Origin of the sequence: Streptomyces humicola (genome assembly GCF_024436035.1) — a bacterium.
GTDB lineage: Bacteria > Actinomycetota > Actinomycetes > Streptomycetales > Streptomycetaceae > Streptantibioticus_B > Streptantibioticus_B humicola.
This window is the reverse complement of the sequence record NZ_JANFNG010000006.1, coordinates 52,110-74,811: the sequence shown is the minus strand read 5'-3', so window position 1 is coordinate 74,811 and position 22,702 is coordinate 52,110. Positions and strand designations below refer to the sequence as shown.

At 70.6% G+C, this 22,702-nt stretch carries 19 protein-coding genes and 1 pseudogene; 13 read left to right on the top strand and 7 right to left on the bottom strand.

Annotated elements, in window-relative coordinates; all coding sequences use genetic code 11:
* The first annotated feature begins 38 nt into the window (after window positions 1–38).
* Window positions 39–1,331 carry a DUF1254 domain-containing protein gene (locus NGB36_RS10645; RefSeq protein WP_255919943.1) on the top strand — a complete coding sequence of 431 codons (1,293 nt, stop codon included), beginning with the start codon at window positions 39–41 and terminating at the stop codon, window positions 1,329–1,331.
* Window positions 1,332–1,337: 6 nt separating this feature from the next.
* Here NGB36_RS10645 and tatA read toward each other — a convergent pair whose 3' ends face one another.
* The 4 genes from tatA to NGB36_RS10625 all read right to left on the bottom strand — a co-directional run bounded on the left by tatA (window position 1,338) and on the right by NGB36_RS10625 (window position 3,974).
* On the bottom strand, window positions 1,338–1,622 hold the full coding sequence (tatA, locus tag NGB36_RS10640) for a Sec-independent protein translocase subunit TatA (protein ID WP_255919942.1): 285 nt from the start codon (window positions 1,620–1,622) through the stop codon (window positions 1,338–1,340).
* 108 nt (window positions 1,623–1,730) lie between these two features.
* Window positions 1,731–2,408, bottom strand: coding sequence for a DedA family protein (locus tag NGB36_RS10635; RefSeq protein ID WP_255919941.1), 678 nt, complete (start codon window positions 2,406–2,408; stop codon window positions 1,731–1,733).
* 172 nt (window positions 2,409–2,580) lie between these two features.
* Window positions 2,581–3,594: a M56 family metallopeptidase gene (locus tag NGB36_RS10630; RefSeq protein ID WP_255919940.1), complete on the bottom strand. Its 1,014-nt coding sequence runs from the start codon at window positions 3,592–3,594 to the stop codon at window positions 2,581–2,583.
* Window positions 3,591–3,974 (bottom strand): BlaI/MecI/CopY family transcriptional regulator, encoded by a 384-nt coding sequence (locus NGB36_RS10625; protein ID WP_255919939.1) that lies wholly within the window; start codon window positions 3,972–3,974, stop codon window positions 3,591–3,593. The genes NGB36_RS10630 and NGB36_RS10625 overlap by 4 nt, the downstream gene beginning before the upstream one ends.
* Before the next feature lie 114 nt (window positions 3,975–4,088).
* On the opposite strand from NGB36_RS10625, the gene NGB36_RS10620 reads away from it, so the two are divergent.
* Together NGB36_RS10620 and NGB36_RS10615 are read left to right on the top strand one after the other, a co-directional pair.
* On the top strand, window positions 4,089–4,754 hold the full coding sequence (locus tag NGB36_RS10620) for a phosphatase PAP2 family protein (RefSeq protein ID WP_255919938.1): 666 nt from the start codon (window positions 4,089–4,091) through the stop codon (window positions 4,752–4,754).
* 135 nt (window positions 4,755–4,889) lie between these two features.
* On the top strand, window positions 4,890–6,014 hold the full coding sequence (locus NGB36_RS10615; protein ID WP_255919937.1) for a bile acid:sodium symporter family protein: 1,125 nt from the start codon (window positions 4,890–4,892) through the stop codon (window positions 6,012–6,014).
* 61 nt (window positions 6,015–6,075) lie between these two features.
* Here NGB36_RS10615 and asnB read toward each other — a convergent pair whose 3' ends face one another.
* Entirely contained in the window at window positions 6,076–7,926 is a 1,851-nt protein-coding gene (gene asnB / locus NGB36_RS10610) for an asparagine synthase (glutamine-hydrolyzing) (protein ID WP_255919936.1), read from the bottom strand.
* A 318-nt stretch (window positions 7,927–8,244) separates the two neighbouring features.
* Here asnB and NGB36_RS10605 point away from each other — a divergent pair, with 318 nt between their 5' ends.
* The 4 genes and pseudogenes from NGB36_RS10605 (at window position 8,245) to NGB36_RS10590 (ending at window position 12,990) form a co-directional block, all read left to right on the top strand.
* A complete protein-coding gene (locus NGB36_RS10605; RefSeq protein WP_255919935.1) occupies window positions 8,245–9,993 on the top strand; it encodes a SpoIIE family protein phosphatase in 1,749 nt (582 codons plus the stop codon).
* 48 nt (window positions 9,994–10,041) lie between these two features.
* Entirely contained in the window at window positions 10,042–10,800 is a 759-nt protein-coding gene (locus tag NGB36_RS10600) for a MerR family transcriptional regulator (protein ID WP_255919934.1), read from the top strand.
* 72 nt (window positions 10,801–10,872) lie between these two features.
* Window positions 10,873–11,212: pseudogene (locus tag NGB36_RS10595) on the top strand (VTT domain-containing protein); the annotation flags it as partial.
* A gap of 113 nt (window positions 11,213–11,325) precedes the next feature.
* Complete coding sequence (locus NGB36_RS10590; RefSeq protein ID WP_255919933.1) at window positions 11,326–12,990, top strand: threonine/serine exporter family protein; 1,665 nt, start codon at window positions 11,326–11,328, stop codon at window positions 12,988–12,990.
* Window positions 12,991–13,089: 99 nt separating this feature from the next.
* Here the strand turns inward: NGB36_RS10590 and NGB36_RS10585 are convergent, their stop codons facing one another.
* Entirely contained in the window at window positions 13,090–13,584 is a 495-nt protein-coding gene (locus NGB36_RS10585; protein WP_255919932.1) for an inorganic diphosphatase, read from the bottom strand.
* Window positions 13,585–13,694: 110 nt separating this feature from the next.
* Between NGB36_RS10585 and dacB the strand changes: the two genes are divergently transcribed.
* The 6 genes from dacB to folE all read left to right on the top strand — a co-directional run bounded on the left by dacB (window position 13,695) and on the right by folE (window position 21,307).
* Window positions 13,695–15,233, top strand: coding sequence for a D-alanyl-D-alanine carboxypeptidase/D-alanyl-D-alanine endopeptidase (dacB, locus tag NGB36_RS10580; RefSeq protein ID WP_255919931.1), 1,539 nt, complete (start codon window positions 13,695–13,697; stop codon window positions 15,231–15,233).
* Window positions 15,234–15,344: 111 nt separating this feature from the next.
* Window positions 15,345–16,514, top strand: a complete 1,170-nt coding sequence (locus tag NGB36_RS10575; RefSeq protein WP_255919930.1) for an Rv3626c family coenzyme F420 biosynthesis-associated protein — start codon at window positions 15,345–15,347, stop codon at window positions 16,512–16,514.
* 133 nt (window positions 16,515–16,647) lie between these two features.
* Entirely contained in the window at window positions 16,648–17,694 is a 1,047-nt protein-coding gene (gene tilS, locus NGB36_RS10570) for a tRNA lysidine(34) synthetase TilS (RefSeq protein ID WP_255919929.1), read from the top strand.
* A gap of 52 nt (window positions 17,695–17,746) precedes the next feature.
* Window positions 17,747–18,286, top strand: a complete 540-nt coding sequence (gene hpt / locus NGB36_RS10565) for a hypoxanthine phosphoribosyltransferase (protein ID WP_255920094.1) — start codon at window positions 17,747–17,749, stop codon at window positions 18,284–18,286.
* Window positions 18,287–18,499: 213 nt separating this feature from the next.
* The gene (gene ftsH, locus NGB36_RS10560; RefSeq protein WP_255919928.1) at window positions 18,500–20,566 is read left to right on the top strand and encodes an ATP-dependent zinc metalloprotease FtsH; all 2,067 of its coding nucleotides are present in this window, start codon (window positions 18,500–18,502) and stop codon (window positions 20,564–20,566) included.
* 132 nt (window positions 20,567–20,698) lie between these two features.
* The gene (gene folE / locus NGB36_RS10555; protein ID WP_255919927.1) at window positions 20,699–21,307 is read left to right on the top strand and encodes a GTP cyclohydrolase I FolE; all 609 of its coding nucleotides are present in this window, start codon (window positions 20,699–20,701) and stop codon (window positions 21,305–21,307) included.
* Window positions 21,308–21,412: 105 nt separating this feature from the next.
* Here the strand turns inward: folE and NGB36_RS10550 are convergent, their stop codons facing one another.
* Window positions 21,413–22,537, bottom strand: a complete 1,125-nt coding sequence (locus tag NGB36_RS10550; protein WP_255919926.1) for an alpha/beta hydrolase — start codon at window positions 22,535–22,537, stop codon at window positions 21,413–21,415.
* Window positions 22,538–22,702 lie beyond the last annotated feature (165 nt).

The following is a 22,702-nucleotide window of genomic DNA, read 5'->3' as shown; positions in this document are numbered from 1 at the left end:
ACTATCCGTAACAGAAGGTCGGGAGGACGGTAGTCGGCATGGGTGTTCCGGCAGTCGACATCGTGCGGCGCACGGCCGCGGAGGCCTGGATCTACGCATACCCCATGCTGCTGAACTACCGCACGATGTACCGGCAGGTCATCGAACCCGTGGACGGCGAGTTCGGCCGCTTCCGGCACGACATGCGGCCCGTCAGCGACACCCCGTACTCCTGGGCGTGGCTGGATCTGCGGGCGGGACCGTGGATCCTCTCGGTGCCGGCCACCGATCGCTACTACGTCCTGCCGGTCCACGACCTCGACACCTGCTACGTCGGCCTCGTCGGTACCCGGACCACGGGGGCGCAGCCCGGCAGCCACCTGATCACCGGCCCCGACTGGAGCGACCCCGTACCCGATGGCATCGACAGCGTGCTGTGCGCCGACACCTTCCTCGTCGGCATCGTCGGCCGCACCTTCCTCGCCGGCCCCGACGACATGACGGGCCTGCGTACGGTCCAGGAGGGGTACCGCCTCACGCCGCTCAGCGAACGCCTCGGCGAGCCCGCGCCACGATCCGCGTGGGACGGGACCGACTGGCCCGTCTGGGACGAGGAGTCGCTGCGCAGTGCCGCCTGCTTCCGCCTGCTCGACTTTCTCCTCGGCTTCTTCCCCACCCTGCCGGAGGAGGCGGAACTGCGCAGCGCTCTCAACGAGTTGGGCGTCGACGGCAGCGGCACCTTCGAACTCGACGCGCTCACCCACGAGATCCGCACCGCGGTCGAGCTCGGCGTCGTCGACGCACGTCAGCTGATGCGCACCGCCACCGCCCGGGCAACCGACTCCTCACCCTGGTACGGCACCCGTGCCGAGCACCGCGGGAACATCCTCGCCCGCGCCGTCGGCGCCCACCTCGGACTGTACGGGCTGCCGGTCGACGAGGCCTGGTACGGCGGCTGGACCGCCGACAGCGAGGGCACCGCGCCTCCGGACGGCGGGGTGCGCGATTACACCATTCGTTTCGCGTCCGGAGCACTGCCGCCCGCGCGCTTCCTCTGGTCGGTCGCGATCCGGCAACTGCCCCGGCGCACTCTCGTCGACAACCCCGAGAGCCGCCACTGGATCGGTGACCACACGCCCGGCCTGGTCCAGGACCCTGACGGCGGATTGACGCTGTATGTGCAGCGCGAGCGTCCCGGCAAGCCGGACGAGGCCGCGAACTGGCTTCCCGCGCCTGCCGGTCCGTTCACGCTCGCGATGAGCATCTACGGGCCTGAGGCGTCGGTGCGCGACGGGCGTTGGTCGCTTCCGCCGCTTGTGCCGCGGCCCTTCCGGCGGGAATCCCCGCCCTAGCTAGGCCTAGGCCTGGCGGCGTTCGCCGGGTGCGGCCGCCGGCTCGGGCTCGCGGTCTGCGGGCTCCAGGGCTTCGCGGGGACCGGTCTCCCGCGCGGGCGGGGCGGAGTCGGACGCCTCGTCGGTGCCCTCGTTGCCGTCCTCACGCAGCGCGCGCGTCTCGGCCTTGAGGATGCGCAGCGACTTTCCGAGGCCGCGGGCCGCGTCCGGCAGCTTCTTGGAGCCGAACAGCAATAGGCACACCACGACAACCAGGATCACGTGCCAGGGTTCAAGCCCGTTCCGGAACATCCTGCAGCCTCGCTCTCGCCGGGGGCGATCGGGTGATACTCCGCACGGAGTATCACCCGATCGACGCACTCTACGGAACGGTTCCAGCGGAAAGTCGACGGAAAACGATTACTCGGGCGTGCTGTACTCGCGGATGTCCGCCGCCGGGGCGCGGCGGGCCTTGCGGATCTCCAGCGCCACCGGGATCAGCGAGACGACGACGATCAGGGCGATGATCGGCAGCAGGTAGCTGTCGATGTTGGGGATCGACGAGCCGAGCGCGTGTCCGGCGATCGTGACGCCGATGCTCCACACCACACCGCCCAGGACCTGCCACAGGGCGAACGTCTTCGGCGGCACGCCGAGCGCACCGGCCATCGGGTTGAGCACCGTGCGCACCACCGGGATGAACCGGGCCAGCACGATCGCCTTGGCGTGCCCGTACTGGTCGAGGATCTCGCCGGAGCGCTTGATCCCGTGGTGCAGCTTGGGGTTCTTGATACGCGCGATGAGCGCCGGGCCGCCGCGGCGCCCGATGTAGTAACCGGTCTGCGCGCCGATCAGTGAACCGGCGGCCGCCGCGAGCAGCACCCAGGTGAGGGACAGGTGGATCGTGGAGTTCGCGGTCGTCGTGGTGAGCAGGCCGGCCGTGAACAGCAGCGAGTCGCCGGGCAGGAAGAAGCCGATCAGCAGGCCGGTTTCGGCGAAGAGCACGACCAGGATGCCAAGCGCGCCGAATGTCGACAGCAGTGAGGTCGGATCCATCACGTTGACGGCGAGCTGTGACCCGTGGGTCAGTGCGTTCATGTCGCGCCCCTCTGCGGCGGTGGGTGCAGGCTGGGTGGTGTCTGGGGGTTCTCTGGGCTCTGAAGGTCTACACGAGTGTAGACGCAGCTCGGGGCGCGCTGGTTCGCGGCGCTGTGATGCCTCGCGGGCAGGGCGGGGCCGTCATGGCCAAAACTACGGGATCAGGCTGTGATCACGCCGTGAAGTGCTCGTCGTGGTGGACATGCCAGTGCCCGTCGTGGGCCAGGACCGCACCCTGCGCCGACTCGATATTGGCATGCAGATCGGTCGCGGCTTCGAGCGCGCATACGCCCGAGGCGAGCACGCACGCGGTGAGCAGCGCCGCCACCGCCGCTGCGGGCCGCGTCGTGCGCAACCGCGACGACCAGTGCGGCCGCGGCTGCTCCGCCGCGAGCAGCGCCGCCACCCGGCGTGGCACGGGCCCGGTGGAGGCGGCGAGCGCCATCGCGGGCCGGGGCAGGGCGGGCGCCGCCGATGCGGCGAGCGCGGCCCGGCCGACTGCCCGCGCGGTCAGCTTTCGGTCGCCCACCGCCCGGGCCGCGGACTCGTCCGCCCACCGCTCCAAGTGGAACGTGAGCGGCGTACGCAGCAGGCGCAGCGCCGGGTGCAGGCAGCTCGCGAGATCGGTGAGGATGATCAGCACGTGATGCCGGCACTTCAGGTGGGCGCGCTCATGCGCCAGCAGCACTTCGCGCTCACGCGCGTCGAGCCGCCGCAGCATGCCCGCGGTGACGACGACCCGGCCGGGCCGGCCGGGCAATCCCGGCAGCGCGTAGGCGTCGGCGCCGGGGTCGGGCAGCACGGTCAGATCGCCTGCGCCGCCGTGGCGCTCCGCTGTGTCGGTCGCACGCAGCAGGTCGCGGCGGTGCCGCTGCGCCGTACGCAGCAGGGCCACCGCCGCGACCGCGAGCGTGAGCGCGGCCAGCGCGCCGATCGGCAGGACGACCGGGGTGCTGCGCCGCATGTCCGCGGCAGACATGTGGGCGAGTCCGGCGATCAGCGGCAACCGCAGCAGTCCGGCCGCGGTCAGCATCGCCAGAGCGCCGGCGCTGAGCAGCGCGAGCAGCGTGGCGGTCGAGGCGAGCAGCAGCGCGGCGGCACGTGGCGGAAGGATGTCGGCCAGCCGGCGCGCCGACGGCACCGCGAGCAGCGGTGCGAGCAGCGGAGCCCAGACGGCCCAGGTCACGGGCGGCTCCCCGGCTCCTCGGCGCGGGCCAGCAGGCCGCGCAGCAGCTGTTCGTCGTCGGGCGAGAGCCGGGAGACGAAGCGGGCGAGGACGCCGGATCGGTCGTCGCCCTTCTCCAGCTCGGTGTGCATGCGGCGGGCGGCGAGCGCGGCCTCGTCCTCGACGGCCGGGGTGTAGGCGTAGGCGCGACCGGACCGGCTGCGTATCACCGTGCCCTTGTCATGGAGTCTGGCCAGGATCGTGGCCACGGTCGTACGGGCCAGGGTGCCCCCGAGGGATTGCTGGACCTGTGGCGGCGTGAGCGGGGCATGGGCGGCCCACAGGGCGGCGAGGACCTCTGCTTCGAGCTCACCCGCCGGGCGGCGCGCGGCGTCCGTCATGGATTCCGTCCCCTCTCCCGTCGACTAAAGTTGGCCCACAGTCTACGAGCCTGTAGACATTCGGGGCGGGCCGCGAGGCGCGGCGCCGAATCGATTATCGGAGGAACTTCGCTCGTGCCCACACTGCCCGCTGCCGATGTGGCCCACAGCACCCTGCGCGTCCATGCCGTGAACGCTCTCGCCTTCAACGGCTCGCACATCGACGGCGGCCTGTACACGCAGGTCACCGGCTGGGCGCGCACCGCTCCGGCGTGGCTCGACGACATCATCAAGTACTGGTCGTCGTTGGGTGTGGGGATCTTCGCCGTGCTCATGGTGATCGGATGGTGGTGGGCGCGGCGGCAGCCGTCCGCGACGATGGCGCGCGTGCTCGCCTCGCCGGTCGTGGTGGTCGTGGCCTACGTCGTCAACGACGTGATCAAGTCGATGGTGCAGGAGGCGCGGCCGTGTCAGCAGATCGCGCACAGCTTCACCCTCGAAGCCTGCCCCGGCACGGGTGACTGGTCCTTTCCGAGCAACCACACGGTGGTCGCCTTCTCAACTGCCGCCGCGCTCTTCATCGCCCATCGCAGGCTCGGGTGGCTGGCCCTGCTCGCGGCCGTCGCCATGGGTGTGTCACGGGTGTACGTCGGCGTGCACTATCCGCACGACGTGGTCGTGGGCGCACTGATCGGGGTGCTCGTGGCGGTCCCGCTGACGGTGCTCGCAGGGCGGTATGCGGAGGCGCTGGTGGAGCGGGCGCGCGGCGGGCGGCTGCGGCCGCTGCTGGTCAATCCCTGAGGGGGCGATGCCCGAGGGCACGGGGGCCCAGTCCCCGGTGCCGATGACGGGGAGTTGTCCACAGGGGGGCCGGGGAGCCAGGGGAGTTATCCACAGGCGGTGACAGGCTGATCACGGACTGGAACCCTCGATGGCATGTCCGATCAGCCGAGCTTTTCGCCGCCGTCCGCCCCGTCTCCTCCGATTTCCGTCCGTCTGCTGGACGGAGCACGCCGCAGGCTGCTGTGGGCCGTGCTCGCCGCGTACGTCTGCGCGGCGCTGCTGCCCGGGCCCGGACTCGCACTGCGCGTCGTCGTGCTCGCCAGGCCCGTGCTGCCCGTGCTCGGCGAGGTGCCGTTGACGATGTCGGCGGCGCTGCTCGGCTTCGTGCTCTTCACCGCGGCGTTTGGCATCCAGCCTGGCCTGCTCGCCGATCTGGCCCGCAGACCGGTGGCGCTGATCACGGGGGTGTGCGCCAACGTCGTGTTGCCGCTGCTCGCCCTGCCGCTGCTCGCGCTCGGCGTCCATCTGTGGCCGTACGGCGGGCGCAGCGCCAGCCTGCTGGTCGGTATCGCGCTGATCGGCGCGATGCCGGTCGCCGCGGGGGCGACGGTGTACGGGGCGCGGGCCGGTGCCAATGCGGCGCTCACGGTTGCGGTGGTGCTGGCTTCGACGGCCCTCAGCCCGGTCACCCTCCCGCTCACCCTGGCCGAGGCGGCACGGCTGACCGGCGGTGCGGCCTCCGGCAGCCTGCGCAGGCTCAGCCGTACCGGAGGCGGGGCGTTCGCCCTGGTCTCCGTGGTGCTGCCGTGCGTCGCTGCGCTCGCCGCCCGCAGGCTGTCGCCCGAGCGGCACGTCCGGTGGGTACTGCCGTGGGTCAAGCTCGCCGCACTCGCCGCCGGCGTCGCGCTCACCTACCTCAACGCGGCAGGCGCGTTGGGCGCGGTGGTCGGACAGCCGGATCTGCCGCTGCTCGCCGCGGACGTCGTCGCCGCGGCGGCCGTGTGCACAGCGTCGCTGGCGTGCGGGCACTGGCTGGGACGCGCGCTGAAACTCGCCCGGCCGGAGGCGGTCGCGGTGACGGTCACCTCCGGGATGAACAACTCCAGTGCGTCCGCGGTCTTGGCGGTGACGCGGCTGGCCGACCAGCCTGCGGTGCTGGTGCCCGTCCTCGCCTACAGCATGATCCAGAAGATCGCCGCCTGCGTGGTGGACGGACTGCTCAGCCGCGACCGGCCCTCCGGCACGGGCCCGCCCCGAACGCCCGTAGCGGGTGCGTGAAGCGGCGCCGGGCGGTCCCTGCGGAAAGCCGCGTGAAACGCCCGGCGGGCCCAGCCGTCGCTCAGAGCTGCAGTTCGGCGCCGTACTGGCGCAGCCACGCGTCGAGGCCGAGTACGACCTCCATGGACGAGCGGAAGCCCTCGCCCGGGGTGTCGGCCGCCTCGACGGCAGCCGCCGTGTCGACCAGCGGACGCACGGGGGAGTCCGTGTCGCCGAGGGTCTGCTTCATCTCGGCGCGCAACGCCTCGGTGTAGCGCGGGTCCTGGGTGCTCGGGTAGGGGCTCTTGACGCGCTGTGACACGGACTCGGGCAGGATGTCCACGGTCGCCGCGCGCAGCAGCGACTTCTCGCGCCCGTCGAACGTCTTCATCGCCCATGGGGTGTTGAAGACGTACTCCACCAACCGGTGGTCGCAGAACGGCACGCGTACTTCGAGCCCGACGGCCATGCTCATCCGGTCCTTACGGTCGAGCAGGAACTGCACGAAGCGTGTCAGATGCAGATACGAGACCTCCCGCATCCGCCGCTCGTGTCCCGACTGGCCGTCCAGGTACGGGACTTCGGCGAGAGCCTCGCGGTAGCGGGCCTCCCGGTAACCGTCCAGGTCGAGCTTGTCGAGCAGCCCCTGCGCGAGCAGGGACTCGCGTCGGCCGGCCCGCGCGCCCGCGAAGCTGTTGATGCCGAGCGCGGTCAGCCACGGGAACGTGTCCGACTTGACGGCTTCCGCGTCGTGGAACCAGCGGTAGCCGCCGAACACCTCGTCCGCCGACTCGCCGGACAGAGCCACCGTCGACTGCTCGCGGATCGCCTTGAACAGAAGGTAGAGCGAGGTGTCGCCTTCACCGAGCCCGTAGGGCAGGTCACGCGCCCCGAGCACGGCCCTGCGGTGCGCCCGGTCCATCAGCGTGGTCGTGTCCAGCACGATGTCGGAGTGGTCCGAGCGCACGTGCTCCGCGAGCGCGTGCGCATACGGGCCGTCCGGCGTGCCCCGCAGGTCGTCGGCCTTGAAGTTCTCGGTGTACCCGATGAAGTCCACCGAGAACGACCGCACCGGTCCGTTGCCGCTCTCGGCGAGGCCGCGGGCCGCGAGCGCCGTGATCACCGAGGAGTCCAGACCGCCGGACAGCAGCGTGCACAGTGGCACGTCCGCGATCAGCTGGCGCGCGACGATGTCGTCGAGCAGTCCCCGCACGGTGCTGACGGTCGTGTCCAGGTCATCGGTGTGCTCGCGTGCCTCCAGCGCCCAGTAGCGCTTGACCGTGAGCCCCTCGCGGCGCACCCGCACCATGTGGCCGGGCCGCAGCTCGTGCATGCCCTTGTAGACGGCATGCCCCGGCGTCTTGGTGAACGCCAGCAGCTCCGCGAGCCCCTCGGCGTCGACCACGGGACGCACCTCGGGGTGGGCGAGTATCGCCTTCGGCTCGGAGCCGAACAGGACACCGTCCGCGGTCGGGTAGTAATAGAGCGGCTTGATGCCCATGCGGTCGCGCACCAGCAGCAGTTGCTCCTCGCGCGGGTCCCACAGGGCGAAGGCGTACATGCCGTTGAGCCGTTCGGTGAAGCTCTCGCCCCATTCGAGGTAGGCATGGAGCGCGACCTCGGTGTCACTGCTGGTACGGAAGGTGTGGCCGCGGGAGGTCAGCTCGGCCCGCAGCTCACGGTAGTTGTAGATCTCCCCGCTGTACGTCGTGACGAGCAGTGTGCGTCCGTCCTGCTCCACCGACATCGGCTGCTTGCCGCCCTCGATGTCGATGACGGCGAGGCGCCGGTGGCCGAAAGCGGCGTGCGTGTCGAGCCAGACGCCCCCGGTGTCCGGCCCGCGGCACGCCATCGTCTGCGTCATCGCGTCGAGCGTGGCCCTCTCTGCGGTGAGGTCCCTGTCGTAGGCGATCCATCCGGTGATCCCGCACATGCGCGGTCTTCCCCTTTCCGGTCGGCGGCCCCGGCCCTGTCCCGTCGAGGAAGGGCGGGGCGCGGCTCAGCCCCGTACTGCCACGGCCGGTCGCCGTATCCCTGCAACGGGCCGCCGTGATCAACCGTACGCCCACTTAGTTGCATTCGCCACCGGTCGCCTCAGGCAACATACGAATCGGGCCATGTACGACGCCGGAGCGCCTGGTGGCGCACCGGATGCGGACCGCACTGCAACGGCTCACCATGGAGGCCGGACGGCGTAGCCCGTGCACTCGCGCGCGGACCGAAAACAGCAGGGCAGACGAGGAGGACGCCGGTGGGAACCGACGCCTCACGGCCCGAATCCCCCCGACGCGACGCCTCGCAGCCGCCGGGGAGGTCCGTCCTGCTCGAACTCGTCGAGGGCACGACGGCCGGCATCGGCATCCTCGACACCGAGCTGCGCTACCTCTATGTCAACCCCGCGCTCGCCGTGATGAACGGCGTGCCGGCCGCCGACCACACCGGCCGCACCGTCGCCGAGGTGCTCCCCGAGCTCGACGCCCGCGAGGACGTGCTGCGCGCGGTGCTTGCCGACGGCCGTCCCCGCGAGGTCACCTCCAGCGGCCAGACCCAGGCCGCCTTCCCCCTGGACCGCCGTTACTTCCATGGCGCCTACCACCGTCTCGAAGAGGGCGGCACAGTGATCGGCATCGTCGGCATCGTCGTCGAGGTCACCGCCTCCCACCAGCAGCAACGCGATCTGGAACGCGCCCGGCAGCGACTCGCGCTCCTCGACAAGGCCGCCACCCGCATCGGCACCTCGCTCGACATGGACACCACCTGCCGCGAGCTCGCCGAATTCCTGGTGCCGGTGCTGGCCGACGTGGCCACCGTCGAGGTCGTACCGCCGGAGCAGGCCGACGCACCGCGCCCCTATGAGGTGCCCGGCGGCATGCCGCTGCGGCTGCGCCGGGCCGCGATGGCGTCGGTGCCCAAGCTGCGCGGACGCGTTGAGGTTTTCGGCACTGCCGGCGAGTACGTCGAGTACCAGGAGGACTCCTCCATCCCGAACTGCCTGCGGAACGGCGAGCCCGTCCTGCTCAACCTGCTCGACGACGAGGAGCTCGGCCGCCAGGCACCCAATGTCGACCGCGTCGCGCTCTACCGCGAGATCGGGATCCACTCCGCCCTCGTCGTCCCGCTCACCGCCCGCGGGCACCCCATCGGCACCGTGACCATGGTCCGGGCCGGCGACTCGCCCGCCTTCACCAGCGAGAACGTGGTCGCCGCCCAGGACCTCGCGGGCCGCGCCGCCATCAGCCTGGACAACGCCCGGCGTTACACCCGCGAGCACGGCATCGCCGTCGAGCTCCAGCGCGCCCTGCTCTCCGAACCGGGCAGTCCGCACCCGGACGTCGAGGTGGCCTTCCGCTACCAGCCGGCCGGCAGCAGTGCGCTGGTCGGCGGCGACTGGTACGACACCGTCCGGCTGCCGTACGGCCGTACGCTGCTCGCCCTGGGCGACGTGATGGGTCACGGCGTCGAGGCCTCCGTCGACATGAGCCAGTACCGCTCGATGCTGCGGTTCGTGGCCTCCGCCGACCTGCCGCCGCACCGGATCCTGCGGCGGCTCGACACCATGATCGCGGAGAGCGAGCGCGACCGCCCCGCCACCTGCGTGCTCGCCCTGACCGACCCCGCGCGCGGCAGGTGCTCGTTCGCCAGCGCAGGACATCTGCCGCCCGCCATCCTCGGCACAGACGACCACACCGAGCTGCTCGACCTCCCCGTCGGCCCGCCGCTCGGCACCGGCATCGGCGGCTACGAGCTGGTCACTGCCGAGCTGGAACCCGGGCGCGTGGTGCTCCTCTACACCGACGGCCTGATCGAGCGCCGCGGCGAGGACATCGATGTCTCGCTCGGCCGCCTCTCGCAGGTGAGCCTGCCGTCGGAAGGCGGCCTCGACGCGCTCCTCGACCGCCTGCTCTCCATGCTGGTGCCCGGCCCCGCGGAGGACGACGTCGCCGTCCTCGCGGCCCGCTTCCGCCGCGGACGTGCAGGACTTGCACCTCACGCGACGTGAGGCCGCACGCTGGTCGCGCTTGCACAACACAAGGAGGAGTGGCGGGCCATGAGCTACTCGGTGGGACAGGTCGCGGGCTACGCCGGGACCACGGTGCGCACGCTGCACCACTACGACGAGATCGGACTGCTCTCGCCCAGCGGCCGCAGCCATGCGGGCCACCGGCGATACGAGGACGCCGATCTCGACCGGCTGCAGCAGATCCTGTTCTACCGCGAACTCGGCTTCCCGCTCGACGAGATCGCGGTCCTGCTCGACGACCCGGACACCGATCCGATGGAGCACCTGCGCCGCCAGCACAAGGTGCTGACCGACCGGATCGGCAAGCTCCAGGAGATGGCAGCGGCCGTCGAACGAACCATGGAGGCACGGAAGATGGGCATCAATCTCACGCCCGAGGAGAAGTTCGAGGTCTTCGGCGACCATGACCCCGACGACTACGCCGAGGAGGCCGAACGGCGTTGGGGCAGCACACAGGCCTGGGCGCAGTCGCAGCGCAGGGCGGCCTCGTACACCAAGGAGGACTGGCTGCGGATCAAGGCCGAGGCGGACGCCGTCAACGAGGGCATGATCGCACTGATGGAGGCCGGTCAACCGGCCACGGGCGAGGCCGCGATGGAGCTGGCGGAGGAGCACCGCCAGCACATCCGCCGGAACTTCTACGACTGCTCGTACGCGATCCACACCGGTCTCGCCGAGATGTACATCGCGGACGAGCGGTTCACCGCCACCTACGACGCGCTCAAGCCGGGGCTTGCGGCCTACGTCCGTGAGGCGATCCTCGCCAACGCTGCACGCCACGCCTGAGCTGCAGGCCCGGGAGGCGCCCCCGGGCCGGCACCTCACGTCTTCCCCATGCGGCAAAACCACAGCGTGCCGGTGGTGATCGCGGCCGTCCTCGGCGACCAGGCCGGCTGTCCGTTCGGCCGCAAGGCCCGCAAGGCCGGGGCCTTGCCCTTCCGTCGTCCGGAGTCGACCCTGTTCAGACAGGAGAACATCGAGAGGACGCATGCGTTCTTCGAGCGGCACGGGCCGAAGTCGATCATCCTTGCTCGCATCGTTCCGATCGTGCGCACCTTCACCCCGGTCATCGCCGGGGTGGGCCATGGACTACCGGACGTCCATCACATTCGACGTCCTCGTGCTGGTCTCCGTCGTCCCGATCGGCGTCGAGTATCTGAGCGCACGGCGCTGCGCGTCGGCGCGCTCCGAGAGCTGAGCGGACGAATCGCTGACCGCCTCTGAGTGGGTACCCGAAGTACCTGCTGCACACTGGTGTGGGAAATTCAGGGTTTGAACGGCAGAGCGATTGGGCACATGGGAGCGGCTCAGGTGGCGGAGAACAGGCGGACCGGTGACATCGGCACGTCCGGCCCCGGCACACAGGACACCAAGCCCGAATCGGACGAGGCACACTCCGCGTTCACCCCTCCCCTCGGAGTTCCGCTGCCGCCCCCGCCCGAACCCGAGGGCTCGGCCTTCACGCCCCCCGGTGCCGGCTCGACCACCGCAAGCACCACCGGCACCCACCCGCTGCCGGTCCAGCCCTTCCGGCATGCGTTCACCCCGCCCGAGGGCATCCCCGTCGTCCGGCTGGGAGCCGACGCCCCCTGGCAGGACCGCATGCGCGCCATGCTGCGCATCCCCGTCGCCGAACGCCCGTCCCCCGAGCTCGCCGAACGCGCCGAGGCCGACGCCCTGCCCGTGCCGCGCATCCTCGACCTGACGCTGCGCATCGGCGAGCTGCTGCTGGCCGGCGGTGAGGGAGCCGAGGACGTCGAGGCGGCGATGTTCGGCGTCGCGCACGCCTACGGCCTCGACCGCTGCGAGCCGACGGTCACCTTCACCCTGCTCTCGATCAGCCACCAGCCGTCCCTCGTCGACGACCCCGTCACCGCGTCGCGCACCGTACGCCGCCGCGGCACCGACTACACCCGCCTCGCCGCCGTCTTCCGGCTCATCGACGACATCACCGCCCACGAGGCGACGCTCGAGGACGCCTACCGCGCCCTCGCCGAGATCCGCCGCAACCGGCACCCCTACCCCGGCTGGCTGCTCACCGCCGCCGCCGGTGTGCTCGCCGGCGCGGCGAGCATGCTGGTGGGCGGCGGCCCGACCGTCTTCGTCGCCGCCGCGCTCGGCGCGATGCTCGGCGACCGGCTGGCGTGGCTGTGCGCAGGCCGCGGGCTGCCCGAGTTCTACCAGTTCGTCTCGGCAGCGATGCCCGCCGCCGCGATGGGCGTGCTGATGACCCTCTACGGCAGCCACCTGCCGGGTGGCGGCCACGTCCAGACCTCGGCGGTGATCACCGGTGGGCTGTATGCGCTGATTCCCGGCCGTGCGCTGGTCGCCGCGGTGCAGGACGGCCTCACTGGCTTCTACATCACCGCATCGGCGCGCCTGCTCGAAGTGCTGTACCTCATCGTCGGAATCGTCGTCGGCGTGACGATGGTGCTCTACTTCGGCGTCAGCATCGGTGCGCGGCTCAACCCCGACCAGGCGCTGCAGGTCTACGACAGCCCGCTCGTGCAGCTGATCGCGGCGATGCTGCTGACGCTCGCCTTCGCCGTGCTGCTGCAGTGCGAGCGCAGTGTGCTCGCGGTCGTGGCGCTCAACGGCGGCGTCGCGTGGGTCACTTACGGTGTCCTGCACTTCAACGCGCACATGTCGCCGATCGCGGCGACCGCCATCGCCGCCGGACTCGTCGGCCTGTTCGGGCAGCTGCTCTCACGCTACCGCTTCGCCTCCGCGCTGCCCTACGTCACCGCCGCGATCGGGCCGCTGCTGCCCGGTAGCGCCACGTACTTCGGGCTGCTCGCCTTCACTCAGGGCCAGCAGGACGCGGGCCTCGCCTCGCTCGCCAAGGCGGCGGCGCTGGCGCTCGCGGTCGCGGTCGGCGTCAACCTCGGAGGCGAGATCGCCCGGCTCATGATCCGCTCGCCGGGCGGCGGCGGCCCGGAACGGCGCCGCGCGGCGAAGCGCACTCGCGGCTTCTGAGCTGCAGACGTACTTCTGAGCCGCAGACGTATACGGCGAGAGGCCCGCGCGAAACGCTCGCGCGGGCCTCTCGCCGTATGCCGTACAGGGGTCCGGAGGTCAGTGGCCGTGGCCGGAGGCCTCCAGCCGCTTTATGGACGCCTCGACCTCGGCCTCGGCCTCCGCGCGGCCCACCCAGTTGGCGCCCTCGACCGACTTGCCCGGCTCCAGGTCCTTGTAGACCTCGAAGAAGTGCTGGATCTCCAGGCGGTCGAACTCGCTCACGTGATGAATGTCACGCAGGTGCTCCACGCGCGGGTCGGAGGCAGGGACGCAGAGCAGCTTGTCGTCGCCGCCCTTCTCGTCCGTCATCCGGAACATGCCGATCGCGCGGCAGCGGATCAGGCAGCCCGGGAACGTCGGCTCGTCGAGGATGACCAGCGCGTCCAGCGGGTCACCGTCCTCGCCGAGGGTGTTCTCGACGAAGCCGTAGTCGGCGGGGTAGCTGGTCGAGGTGAAGAGCCTGCGGTCCAGGCGGATACGACCGGTCTCGTGGTCCACCTCGTACTTGTTCCGCGAACCCTTCGGGATCTCGATCGTGACGTCGAACTCCACTGCTCCTCCATGATCAGCTACACGCATCGGGTGATTAAGTGTCCCCCACGCAGGTGGGTGCTGGCGAAAGGGGCTGGTCCGGGGTGGACAAGGCCAGGAGCATGACAGCCATGGCGGTGCTGTCGAAATGGGCGGACCTGGCGAGGTCGCATTCGTCAGCGGCGACGTCGTACGTGACCAACCTCTCGGGTCCGGCCCGGTCGACGCTGAAGCTCGTCGCCGGATCGGCCGGCGTCGGCCTCCTCGCGGCCATAGTGGCGATCGCGGCCACCGGGCCGTGGCAGGCGGGCCAGCGCACGGCAGAACGCGCCTGGGCCGCCGCGCGCGAGGGGGCGAACGCCGCCGAGAACAGCATCACCCCTGCACCCAGCGCACCGGCCGTCCTCACCGGCATCGACCCCGCCGGCTCGACGTCCGCCACCGGCCCGGACACGCCCCTGCCGACCGCCCAGGGCCTGGACGCCGCGCTCGGGCCGCTCTTCAACGACCCCGCGCTGGGCGGGATCCGCACCGGCGCCGTCCTGGACGCGGCGACCGGCCGCCGACTCTTCGGCCACCAAGCAGACCAGCCCACCGCCCCCGCCTCCACCACGAAGATCGCCACCGCGGTCGCCGCCCTGGAGACCCTCGGGCCCGGCTACACCATCCCGACGACCGTCGTTCCCGGCCAGGCGCCCGGCAGCATCGTGCTCGTCGGCGGCGGCGACCCCACGCTGACGGCAGCCGCGCCGACGCCCGGCGCCGACCCCTCCGCCCAGCCGGCGAGCCTGGTCACGCTCGCCGACGCCACCGCCAAGGCGCTGCGCGCCCGCGGCACCACCAAGGTCACGCTCTCCTACGACACGTCGCGCTACAGCGGGCCCGTCATCCACCCCATCGGCATCAACGAGAACATCGCCCCCGTCACGCCGCTGATGACCGACGAAGGGCGGGTCGACCCGAACTCCACCGAGGACGCCCCGCGCGTCGCCGACCCCGCCGCCTCCGCGGCGCAGAGCTTCGCCGGATTGCTGCAGGCCCGCGGCATCACGGTCGAGCGAACCCCGGCGCCCGGCCAGGCCCCGTCCGCGTCCGGTGCACCCATCGCCCAGGTCCGGTCGATGCCGCTGTCCGCGCTGGTCGAGCGGATGCTCACCAACAGCGACAACGACATCGCCGAGCACCTGGCCCGGCAGACCGCGATCGGGGCGCACCTGCCCGCCGACTTCTCGGGCGGCGCCCAGGCGGTCCGCCAGGCCCTCGCCAGGCTCGGTATGCCGCTCGGCGGCACGGTCTTCCTCGACGGCAGCGGACTCGACCGCGACGACCGGCTCACCGCCGACCTGCTCACCCGGCTGCTCGCCACCGCCGCGAGCCCGGCCCACCCCGAACTGCGCTCCGTCCTCAGCGGCCTGCCCATCGCCGGCTTCACCGGCACGCTCAGCGACCGCTTCAACGCCTCGGAGAACGCCGGGGCCACCGCGGCCGGCCTCGTCCACGCCAAGACCGGCACCCTCACCGGTGTGAACACCCTGGCCGGCACCGTCGTCGACACCGACGGGCGGCTGCTGGTCTTCGCCTTCATGACCTCGGGCACCGCCGACGCCGACGCCGCCGTGGACGCACTCGACCGCCTCGCCACAGCCGTCACGGCCTGCGGCTGCCGCTGAACCGACGGGCCTTGGGGTCCCCTCAGGGCCCCTTGAAACGAGCTCTCAGGGAAAACCCGGATTCCGCGGCCAGGCCCCCCACATCCGCGCCGCGCCACGTACGGTGAAGCCATGACGAGCATCGGTGGTGCGGAGATGGTCGACTGGAACCTCGCGGTGACGACCGCGACCCGCCTGGTGAGGCCGGGCCCCGAGGTCAGCCGCGACGAGGCGCGGGCCGTCGTGTCCGAGCTGCGCCGCCACGCGAGGTCGTCGGAGGAGCACGTTCGCTCCTTCACCCAGATGTACGGGGCGGGCGGCGACCCCGCATCGTACGAGCACGGCACGCCCGTGCTCGTCGTCGACCGGCCCGGCTGGATCAAGGCGAACGTCGCCGGCTTCCGCGAAGTCCTGCGCCCCCTGCTCGACAAGATGCAGGCCCGCCGCTCCAGTCTCCCGGGCGGAGCCGTGCTCGGCACCGTCGGCGGCAAGGTCACCGGCGTCGAGGTCGGGGCGCTGCTGTCGTTCCTCGCCTCGCGCGTGCTCGGCCAGTACGAGACGTTCGCCCCGGCCACGCGTGAACTGCCAGCCGGCCCCGCAGACGCCGCACCCGGCGACCAGCGCGCCGGGCGACTGCTGCTCGTCGCCCCCAACATCGTCCACGTCGAGCGTGAACTCGACGTCGAACCGCATGACTTCAGGCTCTGGGTGTGCCTGCACGAGGAGACCCACCGCACCCAGTTCAGCGCCGTGCCCTGGCTGCGCGACCACATTGAGTCGGAGATCCAGGAGTTCCTCGCCGAGACCGAGGTCGACCCGGTCACCCTGCTCGAACGGGTGCGGGAGGCCGCCCAGTCACTGGTGAGCGGCAAGGGCGAGGGCGACGGGCGGCCTGCGGGGGAGGGCCTCAGCATCGTCGAGATCGTCCAGACCCCCGCCCAGCGCGAGATCCTCGCCCGGCTGACCGCCGTGATGTCGCTGCTCGAAGGGCACGCCGACTACGTCATGGACGGCGTCGGCCCGGACGTCGTGCCGTCCGTCGCCGAGATCCGCGAGAAGTTCCAGAAGCGGCGCGCCAGCGGCGCGGGCCGGCTCGACCTGGCGCTGCGGCGGCTCCTCGGGCTCGATGCCAAGCTGCGCCAGTACCGCGAAGGCGAGCGCTTCGTCCGCGCGGTGGTCGACGAGGTGGGCATGGACGGCTTCAACCGGATCTGGACCTCGCCCAACACACTCCCCACCAAGACGGAGATCGCGAAACCCGCGGACTGGATCGCAAGGGTGCACCGGCGTAGCGATTCGTGAACCCTGAGCGCCCTGTACTTCACCCATCCGAGGGACCATGGCCCGTGGGTAGGCGTGCGATGCTCGGGTAGCACTCCACATCTGTCACCATCTAGCTACGCTCCGTGATGCCCCCTTCCGGGAGGGAATGGACATGGGTCCCCATCCTGCGGTCGCGGCGATACGCCTGGCCGTCCGCCGCGTCCTCCACGACATCCTCAACGACCAAGCCCGAGCGAGTACCGTCGCCGGCGCCCGCCCCCTCGTCCTCGCGGCCTGCAGTGGAGGCGCCGACTCCATGGCGCTCGCCTCCGCCCTCGTCTTCGAGGCCCGCAAACTGGGCGTCCGCGGGGGAGGCGTCACCATCGACCACGGCCTCCAGGCCGGTTCCGCCGCCCGCGCCACCGACGTCGCCCACCGCCTGCGGGGCCTCGGCCTCGACCCGGTCGAGGCGCTAGGCGTCACCGTGGGCCGCCAGGGCGGCCCCGAAGCCGCCGCCCGCGACGCCCGGTACGCCGCACTCGAAGCCTGCGCCGCCTCGCTCGGCGCGGCCGCCGTCCTGCTCGGCCACACGCGCGACGACCAGGCGGAAACCGTCCTGCTCGGACTCGCCCGCGGCTCCGGCACCCGCTCGCTCGCCGGGATGGCCGCGATCTCGGGGCCCGGCGGCCGCTACCGCCGCCCCTTCCTGCTGCTCGACCGCGACACCACCCGCAAGGCCTGCCTCGTCCAGGGCATCGACGTGTGGGAGGACCCGCACAACGCCGATCCGGCCTATGCCCGCGCCCGCGTCCGGCACGAGGCGCTGCCCGTGCTGGAGAAGTCGCTCGGCCGCGGCGTCGTCGCCTCGCTCGCCCGCACCGCCCAGCTCTTCCGCGACGACGCCGACGCGCTCGACCAGTGGGCCGCCAACGCCGCCCGCGAGGTCGTCGCCGACGAAGCACCCGACGGCCGTCCCGGCGGCGCCCTGGACACCGCCAAGCTCTACACGCTGCCGCCCGCGGTGCGCCGTCGTGTGCTGCGGATGGCCGCCGTCGAGGCCGGCAGCCCGTCCGGCTCGTTGTTCGCCCGTCACGTCGAGGAACTGGACCGGCTGGTCACCGGCTGGCGCGGCCAGGGCCCGATCAACCTGCCGGGGGGCGTCGAGGCCCGCCGGCGGAATGGCAGACTGGTCATTCGGCGCGCGATCGCGTCCGACTGATCACTTGAGCCGGCAGGCCTTGCAGGAAGTAGCGCGGGTGAACGAGAAGGACATGGGCACCGACCTGGAGCAGGTGCTCGTCAGCAAGGAAGACATCGACGCCAAGCTGGCCGAGCTTGCCGCGCTGATCGACAAGGACTACGACGGGAAGGACCTGCTGATCGTCGGCGTCCTCAAGGGCGCGGTCATGGTGATGGCCGACCTCGCCCGGGCCCTGTCCACCCCGGTCACGATGGACTGGATGGCGGTCTCCTCGTACGGGGCGGGCACCAAGTCCTCCGGCGTGGTGCGGATCCTCAAGGACCTCGACACCGACATCCAGGGACGTCACGTCCTGATCGTCGAGGACATCATCGACTCCGGGCTCACCCTGTCCTGGCTGCTGTCCAACCTCAGCTCGCGTGGTCCGGCGTCGCTTCAGGTGTGTACGCTGCTACGCAAGCCGGAGGCGGCCAAGGTCGACATCGATGTGAAATACGTCGGCTTCGACATTCCCAACGAATTCGTCGTCGGGTACGGCCTCGACTACGCCGAGAAGTACCGCAATCTCCCGTTCGTCGGTACCCTCGCCCCGCACGTCTACGGCGGCTGATGAGCCCGGTCTCCCCTCACGGGAACGGTTCACGGGTTCCTGCCGTTGGAGCAAGGGAAGAGGGGTTCGTTACCGGTCCTCGGCAGCTTCGGGTGACAATGCTGAGGTACCGTCCGAAGGTCGGGTCATACACCTAGCTGGCGCACAGCGGCTTCATCGGCCGAGGTGCTCTCACTGTGGGCAGGAGGGACGGGGCGTCACCGCCCCGCATGGATGGACGTCAAACGCTACTTCCGTGGGCCGGTCATGTGGATCGTGCTGGCCGTCCTTGCCGTCGTCGTCTTGATGAACGTCGTCGGCTCCACAGGCGGTTACAAAACGGTGGACACCGGCCAGGTGGTCGCCGCAATCGATTCCGGCCAGGCCCAGTCGGCCAAGATCTCCACGGGCGACTCGCAGGTCATTCAGGTCCAGCTCAAGCCGGGCGTCAAGGTCGACGGAAAGAACCTGGGCGACAAGATCCAGGCCTCCTACGTCGGCAACCAGGGCGTACAGATCGCGAACAAGCTGCAGTCGCAGATCGACAACCACAAGAAGGACCCGAGCACGCTCCCCGACGGCTACACGGTCTCGCCGTCGAAGCAGAACCCGTTCGTCAGCATCCTCATCTCCCTGCTGCCGTTCGTGCTGATCGTCGTCATCTTCCTGTTCCTGATGAACCAGATGCAGGGCGGCGGCTCCCGGGTGATGAACTTCGGCAAGTCGAAGGCGAAGCTGATCACCAAGGACACGCCGAAGACGACGTTCAGTGACGTCGCCGGCGCGGACGAGGCCGTCGAGGAGCTCCAGGAGATCAAGGAGTTCCTGCAGGAGCCGGCGAAGTTCCAGGCCGTCGGCGCCAAGATCCCCAAGGGCGTGCTGCTCTACGGCCCGCCCGGCACCGGCAAGACGCTGCTCGCACGCGCCGTCGCGGGCGAGGCCGGCGTGCCGTTCTACTCGATCTCCGGTTCCGACTTCGTCGAGATGTTCGTCGGTGTCGGCGCCTCCCGCGTCCGCGACCTGTTCGAGCAGGCCAAGGCGAACGCCCCGGCGATCGTCTTCGTCGACGAGATCGACGCCGTCGGCCGGCACCGCGGCGCGGGCCTCGGCGGCGGCCACGACGAGCGCGAGCAGACCCTCAACCAGCTGCTCGTCGAGATGGACGGCTTCGACGTCAAGGGCGGCGTCATCCTGATCGCCGCCACCAACCGGCCCGACATCCTCGACCCGGCGCTGCTGCGACCGGGCCGCTTCGACCGCCAGATCGCCGTCGACCGCCCCGACCTGCAGGGCCGTCTGGAGATCCTCAAGGTCCACCAGAAGGGCAAGCCGGTCGCCCCGGACGTCGACCTGCAGGCCGTCGCCCGCCGCACCCCCGGCTTCACCGGCGCCGACCTGGCCAACGTGCTCAACGAGGCCGCGCTGCTCACCGCGCGCAGCGACAAGAAGCTGGTCGACAACAAGTTCCTCGACGAGGCGATCGACCGTGTCGTGGCCGGGCCGCAGAAGCGGACCCGGATCATGAGCGAGAAGGAGAAGAAGATCACCGCGTACCACGAGGGCGGGCACGCCCTGGTCGCGGCGGCTTCTCCGAACAGTGACCCGGTGCACAAGATCACGATCCTGTCCCGTGGCCGTGCGCTCGGTTACACGATGGTGCTGCCCGACGAGGACAAGTACTCGACCACGCGCAACGAGATGCTCGACCAGCTCGCGTACATGCTGGGCGGCCGTGCGGCGGAGGAGCTCGTCTTCCACGACCCGACCACGGGCGCGGCGAACGACATCGAGAAGGCGACGGCCACGGCGCGCGCGATGGTCACCCAGTACGGCATGACCGAGCGTCTCGGCGCGATCAAGTTCGGCACCGACAACTCCGAGCCCTTCCTGGGACGTGAGATGGCTCACCAGCGCGACTACTCGGAAGAGGTCGCCGGGCTGGTGGACGAAGAGGTCAAGAAGCTGATCGAGAACGCGCACAACGAGGCGTGGGAGATCCTCGTCGAGAACCGCGACGTGCTCGACAACCTGGTCCTTGCGCTCCTGGAGAAGGAGACGCTCAACAAGGAGGAGATCGCCGAGATCTTCAAGCCGGTCGTCAAGCGCCCGCCGCGTCCGGCGTGGACGGGTTCGTCGCGCCGTACGCCCTCGACCCGCCCGGCGGTGCTCTCCCCGCGGGAGCTGGCGTTGACCAACGGAGCCAACGGCGCCACGCCGCCGTCGGTCTCGACGGTCAAGCCGTCGACGGAGACGGTCGAGCTCCCGGTCGAGGACGCGCGTCCCGCGGACGGCGAGAGCTGACCTGAGGGCAGGAATCCCGCCCCGGAATTAATGCCGCGTCCCCCAGGTTCTAGCCTGGGGACGCGGCATTGACGCATATGTACGTGTACGGCCCGCACGACCCGCACGACCCGCGTGAGGAACGAGGCACAGATGACTGACCCGGTGACGCTGGACGCCGCCGCGGCCACCGTCGGCGAGTTCGACGAGAAGCGGGCCGAGAACGCCGTCCGCGAGCTGCTCATCGCCGTGGGGGAGGACCCCGACCGCGAGGGACTGCGCGACACGCCCGGCCGGGTCGCACGCGCCTACAAGGAGATGTTCGGCGGACTGTGGCAGCAGCCGGAGGACGTGCTGACCACGACGTTCGACATCGGCCACGACGAGATGGTCCTGGTCAAGGACATCGAGGTCTACTCGACCTGTGAGCACCACCTCGTGCCGTTCCACGGGGTCGCGCATGTCGGCTACATCCCGGCCGTCACCGGCAAGATCACGGGTCTGTCCAAGCTGGCCCGCCTCGTCGACGTCTACGCCCGGCGCCCCCAGGTGCAGGAGCGGATGACGACGCAGATCGCCGACTCGCTGATGGAGATTCTGGAGCCGCGCGGTGTGATTGTCGTTGTCGAGTGCGAGCACATGTGCATGTCGATGCGCGGCATAAGGAAGCCGGGCGCGAAGACCACGACATCCGCCGTTCGCGGCCAGCTGCGCGACCCCGCGACACGCGCCGAGGCGATGAGCCTGATCCTGGCGCGATAGCGCGGGACCGCAACCCACGACAACGCGCTGCGGCCGGGAAGGCATTGCCTTCCCGGCCGCAGTCAGACGGGCCGAACGGGCCGAACGGGTCGCTCTCGTGAGGGGCTACTGCGCGAGGTGCTGGCTCATGGCGTCGAGGGCTGCCGGCAGCTCGCGGTTCCACGTGGTGAAGTTGTGGCCGCCGCTCGGCAGGATGATCGACGAGACCGTCATCGGCGGCTTGACGGCCTTGATGAAGGCCATGGTCGCCTTGTAGTCGTACTCGCCGTGCTGGCTGCTGGTCACGAGCGCCCAGATCGGCGGCGCCGGCTTGTGCTTGAGCCACCACATCATGTCGTTCTCGTTCTGCAGCTGCTTGTTGCCGCCGAACAGGTCGCCCGTGGTCGGGTCGTTGTGCGTGCTGAAGTAACCCGAGAGGGCCACCGCGGCCGAGTAGTCGTCGGGGTGGCGCATCGACATCTTCAGGGCGCAGTATCCGCCGGTCGAGTCGCCCATGATGCCCCAGTTCGCGCCGCGGTTGCCGACCCGGTAGTTGGCCGAGATGGCATTGCGCAGGTCCTGTGTGAAGAAGGTCTCCACCTGCGGGCCGTGCGGGATGTCCATGCACTCGGTGTCGCGCGGCGGCACCACCGTCGGGCGCAGCATGACCAGGATCGTGGGCTGCATCTTGCCCTGCTGGATGTGCTCCGCCGCCGTCTGGGGATACTTCATCCGGGTGATCAGCGAGTCGGTCGTCCCCGGATAACCGGTGAGGATCACCGCTGCCGGGAAGTTCTGGTTCTTGAACGCTGCCTGGAAGTACTGCGGCGGCAGGTAGACGTAAGCCGGCGTGTCGATTCCGGTCTTGGTGCCGACGATCTGCACCTTCTCGATCTCGCCTGCCTTCTCGGGCGAGGCTCCGCCGGGCACGCCCACCTCCTGGGTGCCCAGGTGCTGCAGGCCGAGCTTGCCCGACGGCGTCCCGCCCGCCGAGTAGTCGACCACCGTGCCGGGGTCCTGGTTGGTACCGAACAGGTCGGCGAATGATGCGTAGAAGCCGAAGTACGAGTTGATTGCCAGACCCAGGGCGGCGAGGATGGCAAGCTGGCCGCCGAGCAGGAGGCCCACCCGGCCTGCTATCGGCTTGATTCCTCTGTGGGACAGCCGTGGCCACAGCCAGATCGTGGCCGCGAAAGCGGCCACCGCGATGGCGATGACCAGAACGAGGAGCTTCGTACTTGTGAGACCCATGAGGCGCTTTCCGTTCGGTGTCTCGGTCGCCGGGGCCGCCGAGGTGGAACCTCGCGGCTCGTGGCTCCGTCATAGAGAGCGCACAACATTCGCGCCCTCATCGAATGGGCCGGACGAACCGCTGATCGGGGCTGGGAGACCGATGTCTGCACACAAAGATGCCGT